Raw genomic sequence first — 25,228 nt, forward strand, 5'->3', positions numbered from 1 at the left:
CTCAACCGTCCGCCGACCTCGCTCGGAGAGCCCTCGCATCCGCCCAGCAGCCACACCGCCGGCCCTGCCCCAGTCACGACGCACCCTCAGCCGCAGCAGGAGACGCCGGCGACGGCTGAGGGGTACCAGGCCACGACAACATCGCCTGCCCCCGCGCCTCCTCATCGTCGGCCGACTTATCGGCTGACGATGAGGCCGCCGTTGACAACACTCTCGGCTCGAGCAGCCTGTCGATGTCCGCCGGCCGGAAAAGCATGCGACCAGACGGCAGCACCACAGCGGGCACTCGTCCTGCTCGAGCCCAACGTCGCACGGTCGTGGTGGTGCAGCGGAGACGCTTCGCTGCGGCCGCGGTCGTGAGGAGGTCGTCTGCGCTACTACTCGCCCGACCGTGCATGTTTTGGTCGCTCATATGTGCAACTTTCGCACTACACACATGGGTCGTCAAGTGTTCGTGCGTGCATGTTTTGGCCGCTTGTGCTAGTCTCGTCGCATGGCAGTGGAAGCAGCTGACGTCAGTGTCGAGCCGGGGATGACTTTTGACGAGGCCTTGGGCTTCACGGTGAACCAGTACCTGTTCGCCCGTCGCATGACTCGCGAGCAGCTCGGTGCGATGCTCGGCGTCAGCCGTACGGTCGCGGGCAGGAAGGTTTACGGTCACGTCGGCTGGTCGGCCCAGGACCTCGCGATCGTGGCGGAGGCGTTCGGCGTGCGGGTTGACGACCTGCTTCCGCGTAGGGTAGTCGTCGACGACGAGGCCCCCGTCGCGGGCGCGGACGGGGGCCGGGTGGTGCCCCGGACAGGATTCGAACCTGCGACCTTCTGCTCCGGAGGCAGACGCTCTATCCACTGAGCTACCGGGGCCCGGGGCGCGACTCTACCAGCGGATGTCCCGTCCGGAGAAACCGAGAAGGGCTCCGGGGGTGTGCGTCCGGTCTCTGCGGCCAGGAACGGGCGCGGCGCCCGACGACCTGTCAGCCCGTTCCGGTCAGGGTCAGGACGACCAGCGCCAGGTTGAGGGTGACGATGAGCCCGGCCACCGCCCGGGTGGTCCAGCGCAGGAGCGCCCCGTCCCGCCAGGGACCCATGACCTGCCCGGAACCGGTCAGCGCTGCCAGGGGGATGACGGCCAAGGGGATCCCGAAGGAGAGCACGACCTGGCTGAGCACGAGCGCCCAGGTCGGCTCGGCCCCTGAGGTGAGGATGACCAGGGCCGGTACGAGCGTGACCGCCCGGCGCACGAGCAGCGGGACGCGCACGTGCAGCAGCCCCGCCATGATCTCCGAGCCCGCGTACGCCCCGACCGAGGTCGAGGCGAGTCCCGAGGCGAGCAGGCCGACGGCGAAGATGACCCCGACCACGGGCCCCAGGTTGGCGGTGATCGCCGCGTGGGCGCCCTCGATCGTGTCGGTGCCCGTCTCCCCGGTCAGCGCCGAGGCGGCCAGGAGCAGCAGCGCGATGTTGACCGCGCCCGCCACCGCCAGCGCCCACACGACGTCGACCCGGGTGGCCCGGATGAGGCGGGCCGTGGGGCTGTCGGTCTCCTGGGCGCGCGACCGCGCCGGGGTCTCGTGCTCGCCGGAGGCGTAGTGGTGGTCGCGCACGAGGGAGGAGTGCAGGTAGATCGCGTGGGGCATGACGGTGGCCCCGAGCATCGAGGCCGCCACGAGCAGCGAGCCGGTGTCACGCAGCCTCGGAACGATGCCTGCCGCGGCTGCCCCCCAGTCGGGGGGAGCGACGACCAGCCCGCCGACGAAGCCGACCGTCACGACGACGAGCAGCGCCACGACCACGGCCTCGAAGGGCCGCTGGGAGCGTCGTCCCTGCAGGGCGAGCAGGAGCATCGAGACCAGGCCGATGACGGCTCCGCCCACGGGCAGGGGCAGACCGACGAGCAGGTGGAGGGCGATCGCCCCGCCGATGATCTCGGCCAGGTCGGTCGCGGCGGCGACGAGCTCGGCCTGGGCCCAGTAGGCGAGGCGGGCGGGTCGACCGACGCGCGCACCGAGGAGCTGGGGGAGGGAGCGTCCCGTGACGATGCCCAGCTTGGCCGACTGGTACTGGATGATGACCGCCATGGCGTTGGAGGCCACGAGCACCCACACGAGCATGTAGCCGTAGCGTGCTCCGGCGGTGATGTTGGCCGCGACGTTGCCCGGGTCGACGTAGGCGACCGCGGCGACGAAGGCCGGCCCGAGCAGAGCCAGGAGGCGGTGGCGGGCAGGGGAGGGCGCGCGGTGAGGAGTGTGGCGCTCGACGATGGCCTGGACGGCGTCGCTCACAGGTGGGTCCTCTCCCCGGTCCGAATGTTTCGTGTACCCGAAATATTAGTACCCGCACCGGAGGCTCTTTGACCTGATGGTGAGGACGTGTCAGGATCACCTCAACTAGACCGACCGTCGGTCTAGTTGAGGTGGGCCGGCTCCCGGGGCGACATGCTGACGACCCGTGACGCGCAGGACATCAGGAGGGACGATGGTGAGACGACGACACGGCTGCGCTCCTGCGGAGGGTGAACCTCGGTCCTGCCGGTCGATCAGGCGCACGGCGGCGCCGCGGGCGCGCGGGGGAGCGGCGTCGTGAGGGCCCTGTACCTGCTCGTCGCGGGCTCCTTCGTCAACTCCCTGGGCGCGGGCATGACCGCCTTCGCCCTGGGCGTCCACGTCCACTCGGCGACCGGCTCGGCCACCGCCGTCTGCCTCGTCCAGCTGTGCGCCCTGGCGCCGCTCGTCGTCCTGGCGCCTGCCGCCGGCGTCCTGGCCGACCGTCACGACCGGCGCCTCGTCATGGTCGTCGGCGACGGCGGCTCCATCGGGGGCCTGCTCATCGTCTTGGTCGGCCTTGGCGGCTCAGGGGGGCTGGGGGTCATCTGCGTCGGGGCGCTGGTCTCGTCGTGCCTGTCCGCCCTGACCGAGCCCGCCCTGCGCGCCACCGTCACCGAGCTCGTCCCCCGGTCGGGATACCTTCGCGCCTCGGGCATGCTCCAGATGGCCTCGGCCGCCAAGTTCCTTGTGGCTCCAATCGCCGCCGGCGCGCTCTACGGGCTCGTCGGGGCGCGGGGCATCGTCGTGGTCGACGCCGCCACGTGCCTCGTGACGGTCGGGTGCTCGCTCGCGGTCCGCCGAGCGGTGGGCGCGGTCGCCCCGCGGGAGGCGGAGGCGGGCCTGCGCGCCCGGCTCTCCGAGGGCTGGAGGGAGGTGGTCGGTCGCGAGGCGGTGCGCACCCTGGTCCTGCTCATGGCGGTCGTCACCTTCGCCATGGGGGCGGTCCAGAGCCTCGTCAAGCCGATCCTGCTGCCTGTGGGCTCGGCCGGCGCGGTCGGCCTGGCCGAGACGGTCGCCGCCGTCGGGCTCCTTGCCGGGTCCGCGCTCGTCGCGGCCCGCCCGTCCGCCGACCCCGTCCGCCTGCTCGTCGCGGGCTTGGTGGGGGCCGGGGCCGCGATGACGGCCGTGTGCCTACGACCGGGACTCTTGTGGTTCGCCGTCACCGGGGCCCTGCTGTTCACGGCGCTGCCCGCCTGCAACGCCGGTGCGGACGCCCTCGTGCGCTCGCGGATCCCCGACGGCGTCCAGGCCCGGGCGTGGGGTCTGGTGTCGGTGCTCAGCCAGTCCGGGTACCTGCTCGCCTTCGCCGTCGTGGGGCCCGTGGCCGACCACCTCACCGAGCCCCTCATGGCCGACGGCGGTGCCCTGGCAGGATCCGTCGGCCTCGTCACGGGCACGGGTCCCGGTCGTGGCAGCGCGCTGCTGGTCTCGGTCCTGGGGGCTCTCGTCCTGGGCGTCGCCGCTGTCACGCACCGGCGCGGCGCGACCTTGTCCGTCGCCGGGTCCCCGCATCCGCCGGTGCGGCACAGCGCCGTGAGGACGGCGGAGGGCGCCTCGTCGGACCGGGGCTGAGCGCGTCGGACCGGGGCTGAGCGCGTCGGACCGGGGCCGGGTGCGTCGGACCGGGGCCGCACGCCTCTGGGCGCTCGGCTACCCTGAGCCCCGTGACCCCAGAAGAGCTCGCTCAAGCGATCCGCACTGTCCTGACCTCCGCCGTCGACGACGGCTCCCTCGACCTGCCCGTCGAGGAGGTGCCGCTGCCCCGCGTCGAGCGTCCCCGTCACCGCGACCACGGCGACTGGTCGACCAACGTGGCCATGCAGCTGGCCAAGAAGGCGGGCACGACCCCCCGTGCGCTCGCCGAGCTCCTCGCCGACCGCCTGGGGGGCATCGACGGCGTCGCCGAGGTCGAGGTGGCGGGCCCCGGCTTCCTCAACATCCGTCTGGACGCCGGGGCCGCCGGTGAGCTCGCCCGCTCAGTGGTCGAGGCCGGCGAGTCCTACGGGCGCAACGAGACCCTCGCCGGTGAGCACGTCAACCTCGAGTACGTCTCCGCCAACCCGACCGGGCCGGTCCACCTCGGTGGTGCGCGCTGGGCGGCCGTCGGCGACTCCCTGGCCCGCATCCTGGCTGCCTGCGGCGCCACGGTGACCCGCGAGTACTACTTCAACGACCACGGCACCCAGATCGACCGCTTCGCCGCCTCGCTCCTGGCCTCCGCCCGCGGCCAGGAGCCCCCCGAGGACGGCTACGGAGGGGCCTACATCTCTGAGATCGCCTCGCGCGTGACGGCCGACGAGACCGCCGCCGGCCGTCCCGAGCCCGCCGGTCTCGAGGACGAGGCGGCCCTCGAGGTCTTCCGCTCCCGCGGTGTCGAGCTCATGTTCGACGCCATCAAGGCAGAGCTCCACGCCTTCCGCTCCGACTTCGACGTCTTCTTCCACGAGGACTCCCTGCACACCTCAGGGGCGGTGACCCGCTCCATCGGCGAGCTGCGCGAGCGCGGCGTCATCGAGGAGCGCGACGGCGCCACGTGGCTGCGCACGACCGACTTCGGCGACGACAAGGACCGCGTCCTCATCAAGTCCGACGGCAACCCCGCCTACTTCGCCGCCGACACCGCCTACTACCTCGACAAGCGCTCGCGTGGGGCGACGTGCTCGATCTACCTGCTCGGTGCCGACCACCACGGCTACGTGGGCCGCATGATGGCCATGTGCGCCGCCTACGGCGACACCCCGGGGGTCAACATGCAGATCCTCATCGGCCAGATGGTCAACCTCGTCAAGAACGGCGCCCCCGTGCGGATGTCCAAGCGGGCCGGCACGATCGTCACCCTCGAGGACCTCGTCGAGGCCGTCGGCGTCGACGCCGCCCGCTACGCCCTGGCCCGCTCCTCGATGGACTCGATGATCGACATCGACCTCGACCTGCTGGCCTCGAGCTCCAACGACAACCCCGTCTACTACGTCCAGTACGCCCACGCCCGGACCCGCAACGTGGCGCGCAACGCCGCCGAGCACGGGGTGAGCCGGGAGGCCGGCTTCGACCCGGCCGCCCTGGACGACCCGGCTGACGCCGCCCTGCTCGGCGTGCTCGCCCAGTTCCCGGCCGTCGTGGCGCAGGCGGCCCAGCTGCGCGAGCAGCACCGGGTGGCCCGCTACCTTGAGCAGCTCGCAGCCGCCTACCACACCTGGTACGGGGCGACCCGCGTCACCCCCCGCGGGCAGGACCCGGTCACCCCCGGCCACGTCGCCCGCCTGTGGCTCAACGACGCGGTCGGACAGGTCATCGCCAACGGCCTGGGCCTGCTGGGTGTCGACGCCCCGGACCGCATGTGACCCTCCCACCACGTCCCGCAGGAGCACGATGAGCGACACGACCGCCCCGACCGACGAGGCGCCCCTGGGCGACCTCGGCGCCCCCGAGCCTGACGAGCGCCCGGACCTGTGGCCCTCCACCGCCCGCCGGGGTGCCGACGGCGCCCTCGAGATCGGCGGGCGAGGCCTGGAGGAGATCCTCGCCCAGGCCCCCACGCCGGTCTTCGTCCTGGACGAGGCCGACCTGCGGGCTCGGGCCGCCACGTGGTCGGCCGTCATGGCCGAGGAGTTCTGGCCCCGGTACGGCATGAACGGAGGCGAGGCCTACTACGCCGGCAAGGCCTTCCTGACCACCCGGGTGGCCCGCACCGTCCTGACCGAGGGGATGGGCATCGACACCGCCAGCCGTGTCGAGCTCGCCGTCGGCCTGGCCGCGCTCCAGGCGGTCGACGGCCAGGGGGCTACCTCGCGAGCCACCCGGCTCGGGCTGCACGGCAACGGCAAGACCCTCGCGGAGATCTCCGTCGCCCTCCACCACCGCGTGGGGCACCTCGTGCTCGACTCGCTCGAGGAGGTGGGGCTGGCCGCCCAGGCCGTGCGCGACCTGCGGGCCGCGGGCGTCTACGCCCCCGATGAGACCGGGTCCGTCATGGTCCGGCTGACCACCGGCGTCCACGCCGGCGGGCACGAGCACATCTCGACCGGTCACGAGGACCAGAAGTTCGGCATCTCCGTGGCCACCGGCGCCGCCCTCGAGGCCTGCCGGGCCGTCGTGGCAGCCCCCGAGCTGACCCTCCACGGGCTCCACTCGCACATCGGCTCCCAGATCCTGGGCCACGAGGGGTTCGTCGAGGCCGTCGGCATCGTCCTGCGGCTGCGCCACGACATCGCCGAGTCCACCGGGGTCCTGTGCGAGGAGATCGACCTCGGCGGTGGGCTGGGGATCGCCTACACCGGCCTCGACCCCGTGCCTCCCAGCCCCGCCGACCTCGCCCGCGCCCTGGCCCAGGCGGTGCGCACGGGCTGCCAGGAGCTCGGGGACGGCGTCCCCCGGGTGTCGGTCGAGCCCGGCCGCTCCGTCGTCGGCCCGACGACCGTGACGCTGTACACGGTCACCGGTCTCAAGACCGTCGAGCTCGGGCCGGGGGCGAGCAGGCTGTACGTGAGCGTCGACGGCGGCATGAGCGACAACCTGCGTCCCGCCCTCTACGGGTCGGCCTACACCGCGCTCCTGGCCAACCGCCGTCCAGACCCCGCCGCCGGGCTCGTGCGGGCCCGGGTCGTGGGCAAGCACTGCGAGTCGGGCGACGTCGTCGTGCGCGACGTCGACCTGCCGGGCGACCTGGCCGTGGGCGACGTCCTGGCTGTGCCCGCCACAGGGGCCTACGGACGCTCGATGGCCAACAACTACAACCTGTTCACCCGCCCGGGCGTGGCCTGGGTGGCCGACGGCGAGCAGGGCTGGGTCCTGCGGCCCGAGACGATCGAGGACCTCCTGCGTCTCGAGGGCGACTGACCCTCCCCGTCCCCGAGATCGGGACAAATGACACCCCGAGATCGGGAGAAGTGACACCTCGAGATCGGGGGAAGTGACACCTCGAGATCGGGGGAAGTGACACCCCGAGATCGGGAGAAGTGACACCTCGAGATCGGGACATCTGGCACAGCGCAGCGGCGGCCGGTTCCAGCCGGCCGCCGCCGCTCCTGCCCAGAGGGTGACGCCCGTTACTCCTTGAGGAGGAGGGGGGGCGGTTCTCGAATCGACCTCTGGGCCCTGCTCATGCGGCTGCCCGCTTCCTACAGTCACGGTATGGACGCGATGTGCTCATCTCTTGAGGTCCCGCCCCCTGCCTGGAGCCCGGCCGCAGCAGCGCGGCGCCACGGCGCCCGCCGCGAGGGCGCGGCCTGGGTGCTGGCGACCGGAGCGCTCATGGCCCTCGTCCTCGCCGTCGCAGCGGGCCCCGGGCTCGGGCAGTCCCCGGCGACGGCGGTTGTCGTCATCGCGTTGACCGGCTGGGGCCTCCTGGTGGCCCGCCTGGTCCACCGCAGCCGGCCCCGGGACGGACAGGACGGATCAGGCATACGCCGTCACTGAGTCCCTGCGCTGAGTCCCTGCGCCTCAGCGTCCGGCACGGACCAACCTCCACCGGTCCACCGCTGTCTGGTCCTCCCAGAACCGACGGTAGGTGCCCGCGGTGGCGTACAGCTCCTCGTGGGAGCCCACAGCCTCGACCCGGCCGTCGGTGAGCACGACGATGCGGTCCGCCCCGCGGATGGTCGTGAGCCTGTGGGCGATGACGAGGACCGTTCGTCCCCTGCTCAGCTCCTCCATCGCCCGGGTCACGGCGGCCTCGTTGGCGCCGTCCAAGGCGCTGGTTACCTCGTCGAGCAGGAGTATCGGGGCGTCCTTGAGGAAGGCTCGGGCCAGCGCCACCCGCTGACGCTCGCCACCCGACAGTGCCCCGCCGGCCTCCCCGACACGCGTGTCCCAACCTGCGGGAAGGCGATCGACGACCTCCTCAAGACCTGCACGGCGTGCCGCCACGCGCACCTCCTCGTCCGTGGCCCCGGGGCGGCCGATGCGCACGTTCTCCTCGATCGTCGTGTCGAAGAGGTAGACGTCCTGGAAGACGATGGACACCGCGTCCATGAGCTCGGCGGTGGGTATCCGGCGTACGTCGACCCCGCCAAGGCTCACCTCACCGGCGTCGACGTCCCAGAACCGCGCCACGAGGCGCAGCAGAGTCGACTTGCCCGATCCCGAGGGGCCGACGAGAGCCGTCACCGAGCCAGCCGGAAGGCGCAGGCTGACGTCGCGCAGCACGGGGGCGCCTGGGGAGTAGCCGAAGGAGACCTGGTTCAGGACGACGTCGTAGGGCGCCGTGGGCGCGCCGGCGTCCTCCTCCGGCTCGGGCAGTATCGGGGCGTCGAGGATCTCGCCGATCGAGGACAGCGCGACGTCTGCCTCGTGCAGCGGGTCGACGTACATCGCCAACATGCCCACCGGCTCGGCGAAGCGCACGGCCATGAGCGCCAGCGCCGCAAAGGCCGCGGCGTCCAGGTGCCCCCCGAGCAGCTGGGACAGCCCGGCACCGACCGCCACAATCATTGCGGCCTCCACACTGAGGTGAAAGACGGTGGTGGCCGGTCCCTTGGCGGTCATGGCCCGGGCCGAGGCTCGGTGCTCCTCGTCGAGCTCGGTCTCCAGCGGCTCCCAACCGTCCCGGCAGGACCCGGTCGAGCGCAGCACCGCCTGCAGGCGTGCGAACTCCAGCATCCGGGAGGACAGGCGGGCCTGAGCCGCCTCGTGGGCCTCGAACTCCTGGACGACGCAACGGCGCAGCCAGCGCAGGCACCAGGCGCACAGTGGCACGGTGATGACCATGGCCACGCCCATGATCGGCTCGTGCGCCAGCGCCATGACGGCGACACCTGTTGCCGCGCCGGTCGTTGAGGCGATCTGCGGCAGCACCATGGAGGGGAGGTGGGACAGCACGTGCACGTCTGTCGAGGTGGCGGTCGTGACCCTGCCCACCGAGGAGGCGTCGAACCAGCCCAGGGGCAGGTGCTGCACCTTGTCCCCGACCATGCGGATGAGGCGTCCGCACACGTCGTAGGAGGCGATCTCGTAGCCGCGTACGGTGGCCAGCGCGCCGATCAGGGCTGACAGTCCGGCTGTCACGCCGATGGCGACCAGCCACCCGACGGGTTCCTCCCCGGACAGCAGGGCTCGCAGGAAGGGGATGAGCATGCCCAGGGCCATGCCTTGGAGGAGCCCCGCCAAGAGGTGGGTCGCGACGAGCCCGCGCAGGTGGGAACCGGGGCCGAGGTGGTGTGCGAAACGGGTGATCACTGCTGCGCCTCCCACAGTGTGCGGTACGTGCCCTCGACGGCGAGGAGCTGATCGTGGGTGCCCTCCTGGACGACACGTCCGTGGTCGAGCACGACGATGCGGTCGGCTGCCACGACGGTCGCCAGGCGGTGGGCGATGACCAGGACGGTGCGTCCCTGGGCGAGGCGTGCCAGGGCCTGTTGGATCTCCCGCTCGGAGTGCGGGTCGGCGTGAGCGGTGGCCTCGTCGAGCAGGAGGACCGGTGCGTCGGCCAGGAAGGCTCGCGCCAGGGCGATGCGCTGGCGCTCACCTCCGGACAGGTGGGCACCCTCGGTACCCAGGACCGTGTCATATCCGTGGGGGAGCTTGATGATCCTGTCGTGGATGCGGGCGGCGTGTGCTGCGGCCTCGATCTGCTCCTGGCTCGCCACGGGCTTGGCCAGGCCGATGTTCTCGCTGACCGTGCCGGTGAGGATGCCGCCCTCCTGGAGGACCACGGCGACATGGGACAGCAGGTCCTGGGAGGAGGCCCGGCGTACGTCGGTGCCGCCCACCCGTACCGCTCCTGCGGTGACGTCCCAGAAGCGGGCCACGAGACGCACAAGGGTGGTCTTCCCGCTGCCCGAGGGGCCGACGACGGCGGTGACCGTCCCGGGTTCGAGCCGCAGGTCGACGTCGTCGAGCACAAGGGGACCGGATTCTGTGTACCGGAAGGAGACGTGGTCGATGTCGACGCCCACGCCTGCGTCGGCCCTCACTGGCTCTGGGTGGAGGGGCTCGGCCAGCACCGGCTCGGCCAGGAGGGCCGAGATCGAGCGGGCGGCGTCCCGGGCCTGGATGAGGTAGTTGCCGAGAGTGGAGAGGTTGATGAGGCCGCTGGGCAGCCCGACTCCCACGAGGAGGAAGGGCAGGATGTCCACCGGTGCGATGACCTCCTGGCGCACGAGGACCCAGCCGGCGATGATGATGGGCACGGTGGTGGCGGCCGGGCTGAGCAGGGCGGTGAGCACGGCCATGGGCCGGCCGGGGCCGCGCATCCACTCGTGGGAGGCGGTCGTGTACTCATCCAGCGCCCCTGAGAAGCGGTGGAACAGGCTGCCTGTCAGACCGAAGGTCTTGACCGTGGTGATCCCGTCGACCATCTCGACTGTGGCCGAGGCGAGCTGCTTCTCGGACTCGAAGAACCGTGCGGTGCTGTCCCGGGAGGTTCTCGTGGCCAAGACGGAGCTGATGCTCACGATGAGCAGGAGCCACAGGAGCATGACGAGCGTGAACACCCATGAACGGGTCGCCAGGTAGGCCAGGCCGACCACCGGTGCACCGATGCCCAGGCCGAGGTCGGATCCGAGGTGGGCGATGAGGGCGTGGATCTTGGCGGTGTCCTCGCTCAGGGCGGTTCGGACGCGGCCTGAGGACTCCTCGGTGTGCCAGCCCAGGGGGACTCGGGTCATGAGGCGGGCGACGCGACGTCGCAGGTCGGTGCGGAAGGAGGCCTCGACCCGGTGGGCGTGGCCGGTCCCGAGCATGTAGGCCGTGTGTCCGCCCAGCAGCCCGACGGCGATCCCCGCCAGCCAGGGCCATGCCGTCGCCGGGGTGAGCGTGCCGGCCAGGGCGTGCTCGGACAGAGTGGTCACGCCGACAGCGGGAAGGAGTCCGGCGGCCGCGGCCACGAGGCCGCAGCCGAAGGCGAGGGCGATGGAGGGTGCGACGGGGCGCAGTAGTACCGCCAGCTCCCGGTTGGACGCTGGGGTCTGCTCGTGCTCGACCGCGGCGTCAGGGCGAGCGGCGGCCTCGGGTCGAGCGCCTGGGGTGGGGGTCATGCTCATCCTTTCGGTGTCGCAGGAGCGCCGGAGAAGCCATCAGCATTATAGGTAAGGCTAGCCTTACTTTCGAGTCATGGTGCGGGGCTCTGATCGCGTTCATCTGCCTCGTGGACGGAGGGGATGGAGCCGTGGTGCGGTGCGGCGACCGGCCGGCGGGTAGCGCCGCGGCCCCTGGGCCGCTTGTCTCCCGCCTCGTATGATCGTGGTCATGGCAGACAGTGACCGCGAGTACCGCCGGGCCTTCTACCGCGCGCTCAACGTCCACCAGGGCGCGGCGGGCCTCTCGGACGAGGAGGAGTTCGAGCGCTACTACGTGCCGGTCTACGGCCAGGACGACGGGCCGGCCGGGCCTGACCTCGTCAAGGAGATCGCCACCGCCATCGACTTCACGACCGGTGGCTCGGTGCAGCTGCTCTCGGGCTACCGGGGTGCGGGCAAGACCACCGAGCTGCTCAGGTTGTGCCGGGAGCTCGACCCCGAGACCTATGTCCCGGTCTACTGGGACGTCGAGGACTACTTCAACACCGAGCTGCCCCTGGAGGAGGGGGCGTTCCTCGTCGGGCTCGCCGCCGGATTCGTCGCTAGCTGCAAGGAGGCGGAGATCCCGGAGGACGGGCTCGGGACGCGGCTGAAGCAGTTCCTCGATCGCATCGACGTCACGGCGGGACTGGGGGTGGGGGCTGCCGCTGGTTCGGTGGCGCTCAACGTCAAGGTGGCGTTGCAGGACGATGAGAGCTTCCGTGCTCAGGTCGAGGAGGCTCTCAGGTCGAACCGCCGACGCTTCAGGCAGGAGGTGCACGCCTTCTTCGAGGAGATGGTCGACGCGATGCCTGGGGGGCGGACTCCGGTGTTCGTCGTCGACTCCATCGACCACTATCGGGGGAGCGCCTCCACCTTCGACGAGGTCCGCGAGTCCGTGGAGTCGTTGTTCTCGGTCTACGCCTCCGAGCTCATGCTCCCTCGGATGCACGTGGTCTACACGGTGCCGGTCTACGCCCGCCCCGCTGGCTGGGACGGCCAGATCTGGCCGGTCCTCAACGTCAAGGTGCGCGAGCGCGACGGATCCGACTGCCGCGAGGGGATCGACCTGCTGCGCGAGGTGCTGGAACGACGTGCGCCCGGCGGCGACCTGGAGAGGCTCCTGGGCAACGAGGTCGAGCGCGTCATCAAGAACTCCGGGGGCCTGTTCCGCGATCTCTTCCGCCTCGTGTCCGCCCTCCTGCTCAAGGACGGGCCACTGCCGGTCAGCCGCACTGAGATCGACAGTGCCGAGAGGCGCGAGCGTTCCCAGCTCGTGGCCGGGCTCACTCAGGAGCAGTGGGAGATCCTCCAGTCCGTGCACCGCACTCACCAGCTCCTGCCTTCCCGGGACCGTGCCGCTGACGCATGGTCACTCCACCGCCTCGGCAACGTCCTGTGCTACCGCAACGGTGCGGTCGACTGGTTCGGGGTCCGCCCGCTTCTCGACCCGCTGCTCACCGAGCGCGCCTGACATGCCGGCGCGTCACAGCCCGCCCTCGTGCGGAGTCGACGAGGCGTGGTCCGACCTCCGCCACCACCTCGACTGGACGCGCGGTGAGGGGACGGTCGTGCTCCTCGCGGTCGAGGCGCGTGACGACGCCGAGGACCTGCGGTCCCGGACCCGCCTGTGGGCCCGCAGGGCAGGTGAGGCGTGGACCTCCGCGCCCGAGGACGACACGCTTGTCGCCTGGCTGCGGCGGCACCTGCCGGTCCCCGGCGTCCTGTGGGTCGGGCTCTGGGAGGAGACCTCGCGGATCCCCGTGCTCCACGCCCTCAACGAGCTGAGGATCCGCCTGGCGCGCCCAGGTGCCGGGTGCCTCGTCCTGTGCGGGCCGACGCGCGTGATGGAGGAGATCTCCCGGGAGGCCTCCGACCTGTGGTCTATCCGCTCCTTCGCCCACGTCGTCCACGGCGCCCCCTCCGATCCGGCCGATCTGCCGGAGGAGCCGATGGGCCTGCCGCCGGCGCGCAGGGGTGGTCCCTACCGCTCGACCTGGCGGATCACGCTGCCCGCCGACATGCGCACCGAGGAGACGGCGGCCGTGCTCCGGAGGGTCGAGCACGCCCGGTCGGTCCTCAGCCGCGACCCGCGTGCGGCGAGGCAGGTCCTCGACGGCGCGGGACGCGTCGACTCCGCTGCGGCGCGGGTCCTCGTCGCTCTTGTCCGGGCCGAGGTCGGAGGCCTCCTTGACGACGTCGTCACGGCGGAGCGCTATCTGGCCACCGCCGTGACGGACGCCGCGTCCCTGCCTTCCTCGTTAGTGTCCCAGGTCCTCGTGGCCGCCTACGAGATCGCCATGGCGATGAGCGCATACGAGGCGGCCGCGGACGCTGCGGGGGCGCGGCTCGACATCGTCCGTGAGTGGGTCGAGGTGCTCGGGACGCCGGAGTCGCGCCGGGAGCTGTCGGTGTCCCTCGACCGCGTGGGTCGGGTGGCTGAGGCGCGGGGTGATCTGGCTGCGGCCGAGGATGCCTTCACCGAGGCGCTGGGGATCGACCGGGAGCTGGTCGAGGTGTTGGGGACGCCGGAGGCGCGTCGGGATCTGTCGGTGTCCCTCAACTACGTGGGTCGGGCGGCTGAGGCGCGGGGTGATCTGGCTGCGGCCGGGGATGCCTTCACCGAGGCGCTGGGGATCGACCGGGAGCTGGTCGAGGTGTTGGGGACGCCGGAGTCGCGCCGGGACCTGTCGGTGTCCCTCAACTACGTGGGTCGGGCGGCTGAGGCGCGGGGTGAGTTGGGCGTGGCTGAGGAGGCCTTCACCGAGGCGCTGGGGATCGACCGGGAGCTGGTCGAGGTGTTGGGGACGCCGGAGTCGCGCCGGGACCTGTCGGTGTCCCTCAACTACGTGGGTCGGGCGGCTCAGCTGCGGGGTGAGTTGGGCGTGGCTGAGGAGGCCTTCACCGAGGCGCTGGAAGTCCGGCGTGATCTGGTCGAGGTGCTCGCCACGCCGGAGTCGCGCCGGGACCTGTCGGTGTCCCTCAACAATGTGGGTCGGGTGGCTCAGGCGCGGGGCGATCTGGCTGCGGCCGAGGAGGCCTTCACCGAGGCCCTGAGGATCCGCCGGGAGCTGGTCGAGGTGCTGGGGACGCCGGAGTCGCGCCGGGACCTGTCGGTGGCTCTGACCCGCGTAGGTCTGCTGGCCCTGGCGCGGGGTGATCTGGCTGCGGCCGAGAAAGCCTTGACCGAGGCCCTGGGGATCGACCGGGATCTGGCGGAGCTGCTCGGGACGCCTGAGTCTCTGTCCGACCTGGGGTCCATCCTCGAACTCCTCGCCGAGCTGGCGCAGGCCTTGGGGGACTTGGACAGGGCCGAGGCCCTGCGCGCCGAGAGCCGTGACCTGCCCGCAGCCGACAGCCCCTGACCGCCCCTCCGGCGCCGGGGGCGCTCACCACGCCGTCGGCCCCTTATGCTGGGGCTCGCTGCGCGCCCGCCCCGACGGCGCCCCGAACCTACAAGGTGGTCACCCGTGACTGAGCACGCCCTCCAGGACCCTCCCACCCAGGTCCGGCCCACGCTGCGCGTCGGCGTCCTGGGAGCAGGCACCGTCGGCACCCAGGTCATCCGCCTCCTGCTCGAGCAGGCCGACGACTTCGCCGCCCGCTCCGGCGCCCGCCTGGAGATCACCGGCGTGGCCGTGCGCGACCTCGCCGCACCCCGGGACCCCGCCGTCCCGCGCGAGCTGCTCACCGACGACGCCACCGCCGTGGCCACGGGCAACGACCTCGTCATCGAGCTCATCGGCGGTATCGAGCCCGCCCGCAGCCTCATCCTGGCCGCCCTGAGCGCCGGCGCCAGCGTCATCACCGGCAACAAGGCGCTCATCGCCGCCCATGGCCCCGAGCTCTACGCCGCGGCCGCCGCCGCCGGCAGCGACTTCTACTACGAGGCGGCCGTCGCCGGCGCCATCCCGGTCGTCTACGCCCTGCGCGAGTCGATGGCGGGGGACAGGGTGACCAGCGTCCTGGGCATCGTCAACGGCACGACCAACTACATCCTCGACGAGATGAGCACCAAGGGCCTGTCCTTCGAGGCCGCCCTGGCCACCGCCCAGGAGCTCGGGTACGCCGAGGCGGACCCGACCGCCGACGTCGACGGCCTCGACGCCGCGGCCAAGGCCGCCATCCTCGCCTCCCTGGCCTTCCACACCCGTGTCGGCATCGACGACGTCCAGGTCGAGGGCATCCGCGACGTCACCGCCGAGGACATCCGCGAGGCCCGCGCCTCGGGCTGCGAGATCAAGCTCCTGGCCATCGCCCAGCGCCGCGAGGACGACCACGCCTCCGGCATCTCGGTGCGCGTCCACCCCGCCCTCGTGCCCGTCGAGCACCCGCTGGCCAGCGTCCACGGCGCCTTCAACGCCGTGCTCATCGAGGCCGAGGCCGCCGGGCCGCTCATGTTCTACGGCCAGGGCGCCGGCGGCGCCCCGACCGCCTCGGCGGTGCTCTCCGACGTCGTGGCCGCGGCCTCCCACCGTGTCGACGGCGGCCAGGCCCCCCGGGAGTCCTTCTACGCGGACCTGCCGGTCCTCGGCCCGGAGGCGGCCGTCACCCGCTACCAGATCCAGCTGCGCGTCGACGACCAGCCCGGCTCCCTGGCCGCGGTCGCGGGCGTCGTGGCCGACAACGGGGTGTCTATCGACTCGGTGCGCCAGAGCGCCTACGTCGGGGCCAACGACGCGATCGTCACGATCGTCACCCACCCCGCCGCTGTCTTCCACCTCGAGGGCGCCGTCGCCGGGCTGCGCGCCCTTGAGCGCGTCGACGACGTCGTGTCCGTGCGCCGCGTCGAGGGGCTGTGAGGACGCGCATGAGACTGGCGAACGAGCGCGCGGCCGTGCGCGTGCCGGCCACGACCGCCAACATGGGGCCCGGCTTCGACTCCTTCGGCATGGCCTTCCGCTACTACGACGAGGTCGAGGTGCGCCCGGTCGTCGGGCCGACCTCGGTGAGTGTCGAGGGGGTCGGTGCCGGCACCGTGCCCACCGACGACTCCAACCTCGTCGTGCGGGCGCTGCGCGCCGGGCTCGAGGCCGTCGGCGCCCCCCAGGCGGGCTTCGAGATGCGCTGCGTCAACCGCATCCCGCACGGCGGCGGCATGGGCTCCTCGGCCTCGGCGGCCGTGGCCGGCCTCATGCTGGCCCGCGGCCTGCTCTCCGAGCCCGAGGCGCTCGACGACGACCTCGTCTTCTCCCTGGCCACCGGATTCGAGGGGCATCCCGACAACGTCGCCCCGGCCGTCTTCGGAGGGGCCACCGTGGCCTGGACCGACGCCGAGGGGACGCCCCGCTGCGCCCCCATGCCGGTGGACGCCTCCCTGCCGGTCAGCCTGCTCGTCCCGCCGGAGACGACGCGTCTGAGCACCGAGGAGGCCCGCAAGGTCCTGCCGGATCTCGTGCCCAGGGCCGACGCCCTGTTCAACACCTCGCGCGCCGCGGTGCTCATGCTCGCTCTGGCCGGCCGGCCCGACCTGCTCATGGCGGGTACGGAGGACCGGCTCCACCAGCACTACCGCCGCGACGTCCTGCCCGCGTCGATGGCGGTCATGGACTCCCTGCGCGAGCAGGGCTACCCCGCGGTCATCTCCGGGGCCGGGCCCACGGTGCTCGTCCTGGCCGACCTGTCCCAGCACACGAGGTTCACCCTCGAGCGCCACGGCTGGACCGTGCTGCGCCCCGGCATCGACGCCGTCGGCGCCCAGCTCGTCTGAGGCGCCCGGCCCCCGTCCTCACTCCCCGCCTCACTCGACGGGTGTAAGCGGGGTCTCACCAACAGGTAGTTGAACTTTAAAGCAAGGGGTCCTACTGTCGTGGCAGCACCGAGAAAGGACACGTCATGAACGCCCAGGACCGCACTATCGACCCCGCTGCCGAGCCGACCACAGGGGCGGCCGTCGAGCCGACCGACCCCGCGTCCCGCGGGAGCGTCCCGCCCCAGGCTGAGGGGCCCGCCCCGCACGCCATGCACTTCGGGATCTTCACCGTCGGGGACGTCACCGTCGACCCGGCCACGGGGGAGGCGCCCAGCGAGCACGAGCGCATCAAGAACACCGTCGAGCTGGCCGTCGCCGCCGAGGAGCTCGGCCTCGACTTCTTCGCCACCGGAGAGCACCACAACCCGCCCTTCGTCCCCTCGAGCCCCGTCGCGCTCCTGGCCGCGATCGCCGCGAGGACCGAGCGCATCCTCCTGTCGACGGCCACCACCCTCATCACGACCAACGACCCGGTGCGCCTGGCCGAGGAGTACGCCTACCTCCAGCACCTGGCCGACGGACGGGTCGACCTCATGATGGGGCGGGGCAACACCGGTCCGGTCTACCCCTGGTTCGGCAAGGACATCCGCAAGGGCATCCAGCTCGCGGTGGAGAACTACGACCTGCTGCGCAGGCTGTGGGCCGAGACCAACGTCGACTGGAGCGGGGAGTTCCGCACGCCCCTGACCGACTTCACCTCGATGCCCCGCCCTCTGGACGGCGTGGCTCCCTTCGTCTGGCACGGGTCGATCCGCAGCCCCCAGATCGCCGAGCAGGCCGCCTTCTACGGCGACGGCTTCTTCCACAACAACATCTTCTGGCCCATCGACCACACCCGGAGGATGACTGACCTGTACCGCGAGCGCTTCGAGCACTACGGTCACGGCCCGGCCGCCCACGCCATCGTCGGGCTGGGAGGGCAGATCTTCTCCGCCGCCACCGAGCGGGAGGCCATCGAGCGCTACACGCCCTACTTCCGCAACTCCTACGTCTACCAGGGAGCCTCCCTGGAGGAGATGACGACGCACACGCCGCTGGCGGTGGGCACCCCCGAGCAGATCGTCGAGAAGTACCTCACCTACCGTGACGCGGTGGGTGACTACCAGCGCCAGGCCTTCCTGCTCGACATGGGCGGGGTGCCGCACGCCGAGGTCATGCGTCAGCTCGAGGTGCTCGGCACGCAGATCGTCCCGGCCCTGCGTGCCGAGCTCGAGGGCTCTCGCCCCGCAGAGGTCCCTGGCGCCCCGCTGCACCCGCGGCACCGGGCGGCCCTGACCGGCGGCGAGCCTCCTGCCGAGGAGCCCTTCGCCCTGGCAGAGCACTACAACCCGCTGACCGGCCGGCGGACCGCCGACTGACGCGGGTGCCGAGACGGACTGAGACGGACTGAGACGGACTGAGACGGACGCAGGCGAGGAAGGAGCACGGCGATGACGCAGACGACCAGGTCAGTGAGGGGCGCAAGCGCAGGGGGCACGACCGGCGGAGGAGGTGAGGAGGTGCGCCTGAGCGCCACGGGGCCGGCGGTCCCGCCGCCCGCCGGGCCCCTGCCGGGGCTGGAGCCCGGTATCCAGCTCGCAGGCGCGCAGGCCCTGGAGGCCCCCGCCTCAGGGGTGCCGGCCGGCGTCGGCCCGCGAGGCCCCGAGGTGGTCGTGGGGGAGTACGGAGAGTCCTCCGACGCCTACGACCACACCCAGATGGGTCGCTTCGCCAGGGTCGTGGCCGTCCACGCCGGGATCGGCACGCCGTCGACCTCGGCGATGCTGGCCGAGCGCCTGGGGGAGGCGACACGCGGGGCCCTGGAGGCGCGATCGCGGATCGCCTCGGTCACGGTCCTGGCCCTGCGGCCGCTGGCGGGCGACATCGCCCTGGCGGCGGTCGGCGGCCCGGTCAGCACCGAGCTTCAGGAGGCGATCGACGCCCTGGCCGCGGCCGACGCCGTCATCGCGGTCTCGCCGGTCTTCCAGGCCTCGTACTCCGGGCTGTTCAAGAGCTTCTTCGACGTCCTGCCCGAGGGAACCCTGCGTGCCGCACCGGTGCTCATGGGTGCGACGGCGGGCACGGCCCGGCACTCGCTCGTCACCGAGTCGGCGCTGCGCCCCCTGTTCGCCTACCTCAAGGCGATCCCGACGACGCTGGCCGTCTTCGCTGCGAGCGAGGACTTCGGTGCCTCCTGGGAGACCTCGGGCGCTGCCGACGAGGGAGTGGCTCCCCTGGGGGAGAGGATCGAGCGCGCGGGTGAGGAGTTGGCAGGGCTCGTCGAGCGCTTCCCGCGGCAGGCCCCTGTCGACGCGATGAGTGATTTCACGCCGATGGAGGCGCTTCTGCCGACTCGCCGATGAGGGTCGCGACGGTCAGCCAGGTCGTCGTCCACGGGTCCGATCCGCCAGGTGCCGGGCACCTGGCGGATCGGACCCGGTGGCTCCCGCCCGGCGTACTCCCCGGCTCGGTGTGTCGCAATTCCGCCGCGATTGACCGGGACATGACGCGGTGTCCTGGTAAGGTATGGGACGTGACCGGCGGACCGTTCCGCGCGGTCATCAACGCACCCGCCCGCGACCCGGCAACCCATTCCGGCGCACGCGAGGTGCACGACTCCTTCCCGTGGATGCTCTCCCGCACCCGCTGCCGGACAGTCCCCACCTGCCGTACGCCCCCTTTGTGGACGGCGGCACGCACCGTTAGGACACTCGTGACCGAGACCTCCAACGCCCGGCCCGCGCTGTCGACCATGCGCCTGGCCGAGCTCCAGAAGCTCGCGGCCTCCATGGGCCTCAAGGGCACCTCCCGAATGCGCAAGAGCGAGCTTGTCGCAGCCATCCGCGCCAACGGCTCCGCGACCGACGCCGAACGGCCCTCCGAGCCCGCCGCTGCGGCCCCGGCTCCTGAGCCCGCCGCTCCGGCCGAACCCGGGGTCGCCCCGGGTGCCGGGTCGGTGAGGCAGCCCGCGGAGCCGGGCGCCTCCCCCGACACGGGGGACGGGGGCCCCAAGCGCCCGCGCAGGCGTCGGGCCGCCGTCGCCGCCGGCGCCCCTCAGTCGGAGGCCCAGGAGGCTCCGGCACTGCTCGACCTGCCGGTTGAGCGCAAGCTCCCCCAGGACGAGCCCGGCCAGCGCTCCCGGAAGGACGACGTCGACAAGGGCCGACCCGACAAGGGCTCCGCAGGCCAGGCCCCGCAGGAGGGCTCCCGGCGCTCCCGGCGCCGGGCGCAGGCGGCGCTCGGTGCCCCGGAACGGAGCCAGCCCGTCGAGGACCGGGAGTCCGTCGAGGACCACGTCGACGCCAAGGCGGCCCTCATGCGGGACCTCGCCGACGCCACCGGAACCCCCGCGGTCGAGCCCAGCGAGCGCAAGCGCCGCGACCACGACGCCGAGCGCACCGACTGGGAGGACGAGAGCCGGTCCGGCCGTCGCCGACGGGGGCGCAAGCGCAGGGAGCGTGACAACGCCGGCGGACAGGGCGGAGCCGAGACCCAGGGCGGCTACCGCAACGGCCAGCCCCGCGAGGACGAGGTGCTCCTGCCCGTGGCCGGCATCCTCGACGTCGCCGACGCCCAGCACGCCTACCTGCGCACCTCCGGCTACCTGCCCGGACCCAAGGACGTCTACGTCAACGCCCAGCAGATCAAGGACAACGGGCTGCGACCGGGCGACGCGCTGACCGGCTGGGTGCGCGAAGGCGGTGAGACCGCGGGCCCCGGCGGGACAGGGCGGGGCAACCGTCGGCAGAACCGCGCCAGCAGGCAGAAGTTCAACCCGCTGGTCAGCGTCGAGACCGTCAACGGCATGGAGCCCGAGCGGGCCAAGCGCCGCCCGGAGTTCACCAAGCTCACCCCCCTCTACCCCCAGGAGCAGCTGCGCCTGGAGACCACGCCCAAGGCGCTCACCCCGCGGATCATCGACCTGGTCGCCCCCATCGGCAAGGGCCAGCGCGGGCTCATCGTCTCGCCCCCCAAGGCGGGCAAGACGATCGTGCTCCAGCAGATCGCCAACGCCATCTCGGTCAACAACCCCGAGGCCCACCTCATGGTCGTGCTCGTCGACGAGCGCCCCGAGGAGGTGACCGACATGCAGCGCACGGTCAAGGGCGAGGTCATCGCCTCCACCTTCGACCGCCCCGCATCGGATCACACGACCGTGGCAGAGCTGGCCATCGAGCGCGCCAAGCGCCTGGTCGAGCTCGGCCAGGACGTCGTCGTCCTGCTGGACTCGATCACCCGCCTGGGACGCGCCTACAACCTCGCCGCGCCTGCCAGCGGCCGGATCCTGTCCGGCGGGGTCGACGCCAGCGCCCTGTACCCGCCCAAGCGCTTCTTCGGCGCGGCTCGCAACATCGAGAACGGCGGGAGCCTGACGATCCTGGCCACCGCCCTGGTCGAGACCGGCTCGAAGATGGACGAGGTCATCTTCGAGGAGTTCAAGGGCACGGGGAACATGGAGCTGCGCCTGTCCCGTCAGCTGGCCGAGAAGCGCATCTTCCCCGCCGTCGACGTCGCGGCCTCCTCGACCCGTCGCGAGGAGCTGCTCATCGACCCGGCCCAGCTCAAGATCATGTGGCGCCTGCGCCGCCTGTTCACCGGCCTGGAGCAGCAGCAGGCCATCGAGCTCGTGCTCGGCAAGCTCAAGGAGACCTCCTCCAACGCCGAGTTCCTCATGGTCCTGTCCAAGACGACCCCGGCGGGGACCTCCCTGGCCGACGCCGACGAGGACTGACCCCAGGGTGCCGCGTCTCACCCGGCCCGGGCATTGTGGCCGGATGTCGGGACCGGCATAATCACCCCTCGGTCTCCGGTTCACCCGCCCGACCGGCTCGCGGGACCCGGGGCCCTCTCAACCCTTGAGGAGACACCATGAAGCAGGGGATCCACCCCGACTACGTGGCCACCACGGTCACGTGCACCTGCGGGAACACCTTCGAGACCCGCTCGACCGTCACGACCGGTGAGATCCGGGTGGACGTGTGCTCGGCCTGCCACCCGTTCTACACGGGCAAGCAGAAGATCCTCGACACCGGTGGCCGCGTGGCCCGCTTCGAGGCCCGCTACGGCAAGCGCACCAAGTAGGCAGCTCCCACGACGCCGACGACGCCCCCACGGCGCCGTCGGCGTCGTCGCATCCACGGGGCCGGTGCGCGGTGACGGGCACGGCTCCTCACCCACCGCCACCCCGGAGGACACCCATGCCCGAGGACTTCGCGGCGGCCGCGCCGCTGCTCGAGGAGTACGCCGCCATCGAGGCGCGGATGGCCGACCCCGCCGTCGCCTCCGACCCCGGGGCGATGCGTGGCCTGGCGCGCCGCTACGCCGAGCTCGGCCGGGTCGCCGTCGCGCACCGCAGCTGGGTGAGCGCGACCGCGGACCTGGCCGACGCCACCGAGCTCGCTCAAGTCGACCCGGACTTCGCCGCGGAGCTCCCCGCCCTGACCCGGCAGGCCGAGGCGGCGGCCCAGCGCCTGCGCGAGGTGCTCGTTCCCCGGGACCCCGACGACGCCCGCGACGTCATCATCGAGGTCAAGGCCGGCGAGGGCGGGGAGGAGTCCGCCCTCTTCGCCGCCGACCTGGCGCGCATGTACCGCCGCTACGCCGAGCGGATGGGCTGGGCGGTCGAGCTGCTCGACGCCACGGACTCCGACCTGGGCGGCTACAAGGACGTGCGGCTGGCGATCAAGTCCCACACCACCCCCGAGCCCCAGGACGGGGTGTGGGCGCACCTCAAGTACGAGGGAGGTGTCCACCGGGTCCAGCGGGTGCCTGTCACCGAGAGCCAGGGACGCATCCACACCTCGGCCGCGGGCGTCCTGGTCATGCCCGAGGCCGACGACCCCGGGGAGATCGCCATCGACGCCGCCGACCTGCGCATCGACGTCTTCCGCTCCTCGGGCCCGGGCGGGCAGTCGGTCAACACGACCGACTCCGCCGTGCGCATCACGCACCTGCCCACCGGGATCGTCGTGTCGATGCAGAACGAGAAGTCCCAGCTGCAGAACAAGGAGGCGGCCCTGCGCGTCCTGCGGGCCCGGCTTCTGGCTGAGCGCGCGGCCGCGGCCGCGGCCGAGGCCAGCGCCGCCCGCCGCTCCCAGGTGCGCACCGTCGACCGCTCCGAGCGGATCCGCACCTACAACTTCCCCGAGAACCGCGTGGCCGACCACCGCACCGGCTACAAGGCCTACAACCTCGACGCCGTGCTCGACGGTGACCTCGGAGCGGTCATCGGCTCGGCGATCGCCCTCGACGAGTCCGAGCGCCTCGCCGTGATCGGCCGGCCATGACCCCCGCCCCTCCTGCACCCCCCGCGCCCCCTGCACCCCCCGCTCTCCCTGCGCCCCCCGCTCCCCACGCCGAGATCGGGACATATGGCACCTCGAGATCGGGACATATGGCACCTCGAGATCGGGGGAAGTGGCACCTCGAGATCGGGACATATGGCACCTCGAGATCGGGACATATGGCACCTCGAGATCGGGGGAAGTGGCACCTCGAGATCGGGGGAAGTGGCACCTCGAGATCGGGGCATATGGCACGGCACGTGGACGGGGACGCCGTCCGGCCGGTGGCCGCGCGTCGCGGGGGCACCCGTCTGCCGGCAGAGGTGGCTCAAGGCGCGAGAGGCGCAGGGGCGTGAGCGCCGTCGGCAGGGCCGAGCTGCGTGCCGCCGTGCGTGATGCCACCGGGCGCCTTGCCGGCGCGGGCGTCGCCTCGCCGCAGGTTGACGCCCGGCTCCTGGCGGAGCACCTCCTGGGGCGCCCTCTTGTGCTGGCGGACTCCGCCCCGGCGGGGTTCGTGGAGTCCTACTGCATGCTCGTGGAGCGTCGTGCGAACCGCGAACCCCTCCAGCACGTCCTGGGGCGCATGTGGTTCCGGGGACTTGAGCTGGTCAGCCGCCCCGGGGTGTTCATCGTGCGGCCCGAGACCGAGGTGGTCGCGGGGGCTGCCATCGACGCGGTCCGGGCGTGCGCGTCGACGGGGCAGGCTCCCGGCCGTCCCCTGGTGGTCGATCTGTGCACGGGCTCGGGGGCTATCGCTGCGGCCGTGGCGGACGAGGTGCCCGGCACCCGGGTGCTCGCCGTCGAGCTCGACGACGCCGCTGCTCGCCTGGCTGCTGACAACTGCGCCAGGCTCGTACCAGGCCGTGTCGAGGTGCTGCAGGCGGACGCGACCGACCCGGCCACGCTCGGTGCGCTGGACGGCATGGTCGACGTCGTCGTCTCCAACCCGCCCTACGTGCCTGACGGCGAGGTCGAGGACATCGAAACCGCTCGCCACGACCCCGACCTGGCTCTGTTCGGCGGGGGAGCCGACGGCCTGGTCGTGCCGCGCGCGGTCGTCACCCGGGCAGCGGCACTTCTGGCGCCCGGCGGGCACCTTGTCATGGAGCATGACGCCGGGCAGGGGGCGGCGCTGCGCGAGGCTGCACGCGAGGCGGGCTTCGTGCGGGCCCAGACTGGCAGTGACCTGACCGGCAGGGACCGTTACCTGCTGGCCCGGCGCTGAACGCTGCGTATCGGGCCGATTCTCGCTGGGGGTCCCGGACGACGGGGCCGTCTTCCTCCGGGCCTCCGAGCAGGTCCGCTGCGATCAGCCCCGCGGAGGCCGGGCAGTCGCGGTGAGGCGGTGCTGCTCGACGTGCTCCGTGCGGGGGGGGCGTCTCGGATGGTGTGAGGCCCCGCGTCGCGAGTCACTGGATCAACTAGGGTGGTGGTGCGTCGTCATACGGGATGTGGATAGGCGCGTTGACGCAGGGCCGGTGGAACCTCCGAGACGCGGAAGGGGACCCTATGACACCTATGGCAACAGATAGCAAGGACGAGCGTAGATCTGCTGATACTGCCCTGGTCCGTGAGCTGCTCGACGGGCTGGCCCCGCTGCGCTGTCGCGCGCGGGCGATGTTCGGCGCGTGGATGATCTACGTCGATGACAAGCCGTTGTGCATCGTTGATAACGGCGAGGTCTTCATCAAGCGCTCCACGGCAGACGCCCTGTTCGAGGGTATCGCCCAGCTCGCCCCGCCCTATCCAGGTGCAAAGGACTACTGGTTGCTCGACGGAGCCCTGCTGCGTGCCTCCCCTGACCGTGTTCGTGAGCTGGTCGCTGCTGTGGCTGACGCCCTGCCCGAGCCCAAGCGGAGACCGGCCCCGCCGGCGTCGCGCTGAGACCGGGAGCCC

19 protein-coding genes, 1 tRNA gene and 1 pseudogene are annotated in these 25,228 nt (G+C 72.1%); 16 read left to right on the top strand and 5 right to left on the bottom strand.

All coding sequences use genetic code 11. From position 1 onward, the window contains the following. Window positions 1–73: 73 nt before the first annotated feature. A complete protein-coding gene (locus EL245_RS14050) occupies window positions 74–412 on the bottom strand; it encodes a helix-turn-helix domain-containing protein (RefSeq protein WP_126383529.1) in 339 nt (112 codons plus the stop codon). A 120-nt stretch (window positions 413–532) separates the two neighbouring features. On the opposite strand from EL245_RS14050, the pseudogene EL245_RS14055 reads away from it, so the two are divergent. Then, a pseudogene (locus EL245_RS14055) lies at window positions 533–718 on the top strand (helix-turn-helix domain-containing protein); the annotation flags it as partial. Window positions 719–788: 70 nt separating this feature from the next. On the opposite strand, the gene EL245_RS12305 reads toward EL245_RS14055, so the two are convergent. Together EL245_RS12305 and EL245_RS12310 are read right to left on the bottom strand one after the other, a co-directional pair. Then, window positions 789–864 (bottom strand) — tRNA-Arg (locus tag EL245_RS12305). Between the two features lie 110 nt (window positions 865–974). Next, window positions 975–2,261: an Nramp family divalent metal transporter gene (locus EL245_RS12310; RefSeq protein WP_232009960.1), complete on the bottom strand. Its 1,287-nt coding sequence runs from the start codon at window positions 2,259–2,261 to the stop codon at window positions 975–977. 318 nt (window positions 2,262–2,579) lie between these two features. Between EL245_RS12310 and EL245_RS12315 the strand changes: the two genes are divergently transcribed. From EL245_RS12315 to EL245_RS12330, 4 genes are all read left to right on the top strand, one after another. Then, the gene (locus tag EL245_RS12315) at window positions 2,580–3,896 is read left to right on the top strand and encodes an MFS transporter (protein WP_126383533.1); all 1,317 of its coding nucleotides are present in this window, start codon (window positions 2,580–2,582) and stop codon (window positions 3,894–3,896) included. 92 nt (window positions 3,897–3,988) lie between these two features. Next, the gene (gene argS / locus EL245_RS12320) at window positions 3,989–5,665 is read left to right on the top strand and encodes an arginine--tRNA ligase (protein WP_126383535.1); all 1,677 of its coding nucleotides are present in this window, start codon (window positions 3,989–3,991) and stop codon (window positions 5,663–5,665) included. 28 nt (window positions 5,666–5,693) lie between these two features. After that, on the top strand, window positions 5,694–7,160 hold the full coding sequence (gene lysA, locus EL245_RS12325; RefSeq protein ID WP_126383537.1) for a diaminopimelate decarboxylase: 1,467 nt from the start codon (window positions 5,694–5,696) through the stop codon (window positions 7,158–7,160). A gap of 294 nt (window positions 7,161–7,454) precedes the next feature. After that, window positions 7,455–7,739, top strand: a complete 285-nt coding sequence (locus EL245_RS12330; RefSeq protein WP_126383539.1) for a hypothetical protein — start codon at window positions 7,455–7,457, stop codon at window positions 7,737–7,739. 24 nt (window positions 7,740–7,763) lie between these two features. Here the strand turns inward: EL245_RS12330 and EL245_RS12335 are convergent, their stop codons facing one another. Both EL245_RS12335 and EL245_RS12340 read right to left on the bottom strand, forming a co-directional pair. Further along, window positions 7,764–9,497 (bottom strand): ABC transporter ATP-binding protein, encoded by a 1,734-nt coding sequence (locus EL245_RS12335; RefSeq protein WP_126383541.1) that lies wholly within the window; start codon window positions 9,495–9,497, stop codon window positions 7,764–7,766. Then, window positions 9,494–11,296 carry an ABC transporter ATP-binding protein gene (locus tag EL245_RS12340; RefSeq protein WP_161512725.1) on the bottom strand — a complete coding sequence of 601 codons (1,803 nt, stop codon included), beginning with the start codon at window positions 11,294–11,296 and terminating at the stop codon, window positions 9,494–9,496. Before EL245_RS12340 ends, EL245_RS12335 begins: the two co-directional genes overlap by 4 nt. Before the next feature lie 211 nt (window positions 11,297–11,507). On the opposite strand from EL245_RS12340, the gene EL245_RS12345 reads away from it, so the two are divergent. The 11 genes from EL245_RS12345 to EL245_RS12400 all read left to right on the top strand — a co-directional run bounded on the left by EL245_RS12345 (window position 11,508) and on the right by EL245_RS12400 (window position 25,216). Then, window positions 11,508–12,791: a hypothetical protein gene (locus tag EL245_RS12345; RefSeq protein ID WP_126383545.1), complete on the top strand. Its 1,284-nt coding sequence runs from the start codon at window positions 11,508–11,510 to the stop codon at window positions 12,789–12,791. Window position 12,792: 1 nt separating this feature from the next. After that, window positions 12,793–14,682 carry a tetratricopeptide repeat protein gene (locus EL245_RS13920; protein ID WP_126383547.1) on the top strand — a complete coding sequence of 630 codons (1,890 nt, stop codon included), beginning with the start codon at window positions 12,793–12,795 and terminating at the stop codon, window positions 14,680–14,682. 105 nt (window positions 14,683–14,787) lie between these two features. Beyond that, window positions 14,788–16,119, top strand: coding sequence for a homoserine dehydrogenase (locus EL245_RS12355; RefSeq protein WP_232009777.1), 1,332 nt, complete (start codon window positions 14,788–14,790; stop codon window positions 16,117–16,119). 8 nt (window positions 16,120–16,127) lie between these two features. Next, window positions 16,128–17,027, top strand: coding sequence for a homoserine kinase (thrB, locus tag EL245_RS12360; protein WP_126383552.1), 900 nt, complete (start codon window positions 16,128–16,130; stop codon window positions 17,025–17,027). Window positions 17,028–17,152: 125 nt separating this feature from the next. Further along, window positions 17,153–18,427, top strand: coding sequence for a CE1758 family FMN-dependent luciferase-like monooxygenase (locus EL245_RS12365; RefSeq protein WP_232009778.1), 1,275 nt, complete (start codon window positions 17,153–17,155; stop codon window positions 18,425–18,427). Window positions 18,428–18,499: 72 nt separating this feature from the next. Beyond that, window positions 18,500–19,411 (top strand): CE1759 family FMN reductase, encoded by a 912-nt coding sequence (locus tag EL245_RS12370; protein ID WP_232009779.1) that lies wholly within the window; start codon window positions 18,500–18,502, stop codon window positions 19,409–19,411. A 350-nt stretch (window positions 19,412–19,761) separates the two neighbouring features. Continuing rightward, window positions 19,762–21,780 (top strand): transcription termination factor Rho, encoded by a 2,019-nt coding sequence (rho, locus tag EL245_RS12375; protein WP_126383554.1) that lies wholly within the window; start codon window positions 19,762–19,764, stop codon window positions 21,778–21,780. Between the two features lie 137 nt (window positions 21,781–21,917). After that, on the top strand, window positions 21,918–22,130 hold the full coding sequence (rpmE, locus tag EL245_RS12380) for a 50S ribosomal protein L31 (protein WP_126383556.1): 213 nt from the start codon (window positions 21,918–21,920) through the stop codon (window positions 22,128–22,130). A 116-nt stretch (window positions 22,131–22,246) separates the two neighbouring features. Next, entirely contained in the window at window positions 22,247–23,335 is a 1,089-nt protein-coding gene (gene prfA / locus EL245_RS12385) for a peptide chain release factor 1 (RefSeq protein ID WP_126383558.1), read from the top strand. A gap of 349 nt (window positions 23,336–23,684) precedes the next feature. Beyond that, on the top strand, window positions 23,685–24,557 hold the full coding sequence (gene prmC / locus EL245_RS12395) for a peptide chain release factor N(5)-glutamine methyltransferase (protein ID WP_126383562.1): 873 nt from the start codon (window positions 23,685–23,687) through the stop codon (window positions 24,555–24,557). 284 nt (window positions 24,558–24,841) lie between these two features. Continuing rightward, on the top strand, window positions 24,842–25,216 hold the full coding sequence (locus EL245_RS12400) for a hypothetical protein (RefSeq protein ID WP_126383564.1): 375 nt from the start codon (window positions 24,842–24,844) through the stop codon (window positions 25,214–25,216). Window positions 25,217–25,228 lie beyond the last annotated feature (12 nt).

Source organism: Actinomyces howellii (genome assembly GCF_900637165.1).
Lineage (GTDB): Bacteria > Actinomycetota > Actinomycetes > Actinomycetales > Actinomycetaceae > Actinomyces > Actinomyces howellii.

Coding starts and splice junctions, on each gene's coding strand:
- EL245_RS14050 (WP_126383529.1), bottom strand. CDS start 412: ATGAGCGACCAAAACATGCACGGTCGGGCGAGTAGTAGCGCAGACGAC.
- lysA (WP_126383537.1), top strand. CDS start 5,694: ATGAGCGACACGACCGCCCCGACCGACGAGGCGCCCCTGGGCGACCTC.
- EL245_RS12330 (WP_126383539.1), top strand. CDS start 7,455: ATGGACGCGATGTGCTCATCTCTTGAGGTCCCGCCCCCTGCCTGGAGC.
- EL245_RS12340 (WP_161512725.1), bottom strand. CDS start 11,296: ATGACCCCCACCCCAGGCGCTCGACCCGAGGCCGCCGCTCGCCCTGAC.
- EL245_RS12345 (WP_126383545.1), top strand. CDS start 11,508: ATGGCAGACAGTGACCGCGAGTACCGCCGGGCCTTCTACCGCGCGCTC.
- EL245_RS13920 (WP_126383547.1), top strand. CDS start 12,793: ATGCCGGCGCGTCACAGCCCGCCCTCGTGCGGAGTCGACGAGGCGTGG.
- thrB (WP_126383552.1), top strand. CDS start 16,128: ATGAGACTGGCGAACGAGCGCGCGGCCGTGCGCGTGCCGGCCACGACC.
- EL245_RS12365 (WP_232009778.1), top strand. CDS start 17,153: ATGAACGCCCAGGACCGCACTATCGACCCCGCTGCCGAGCCGACCACA.
- EL245_RS12370 (WP_232009779.1), top strand. CDS start 18,500: ATGACGCAGACGACCAGGTCAGTGAGGGGCGCAAGCGCAGGGGGCACG.
- rpmE (WP_126383556.1), top strand. CDS start 21,918: ATGAAGCAGGGGATCCACCCCGACTACGTGGCCACCACGGTCACGTGC.
- prfA (WP_126383558.1), top strand. CDS start 22,247: ATGCCCGAGGACTTCGCGGCGGCCGCGCCGCTGCTCGAGGAGTACGCC.
- EL245_RS12400 (WP_126383564.1), top strand. CDS start 24,842: ATGACACCTATGGCAACAGATAGCAAGGACGAGCGTAGATCTGCTGAT.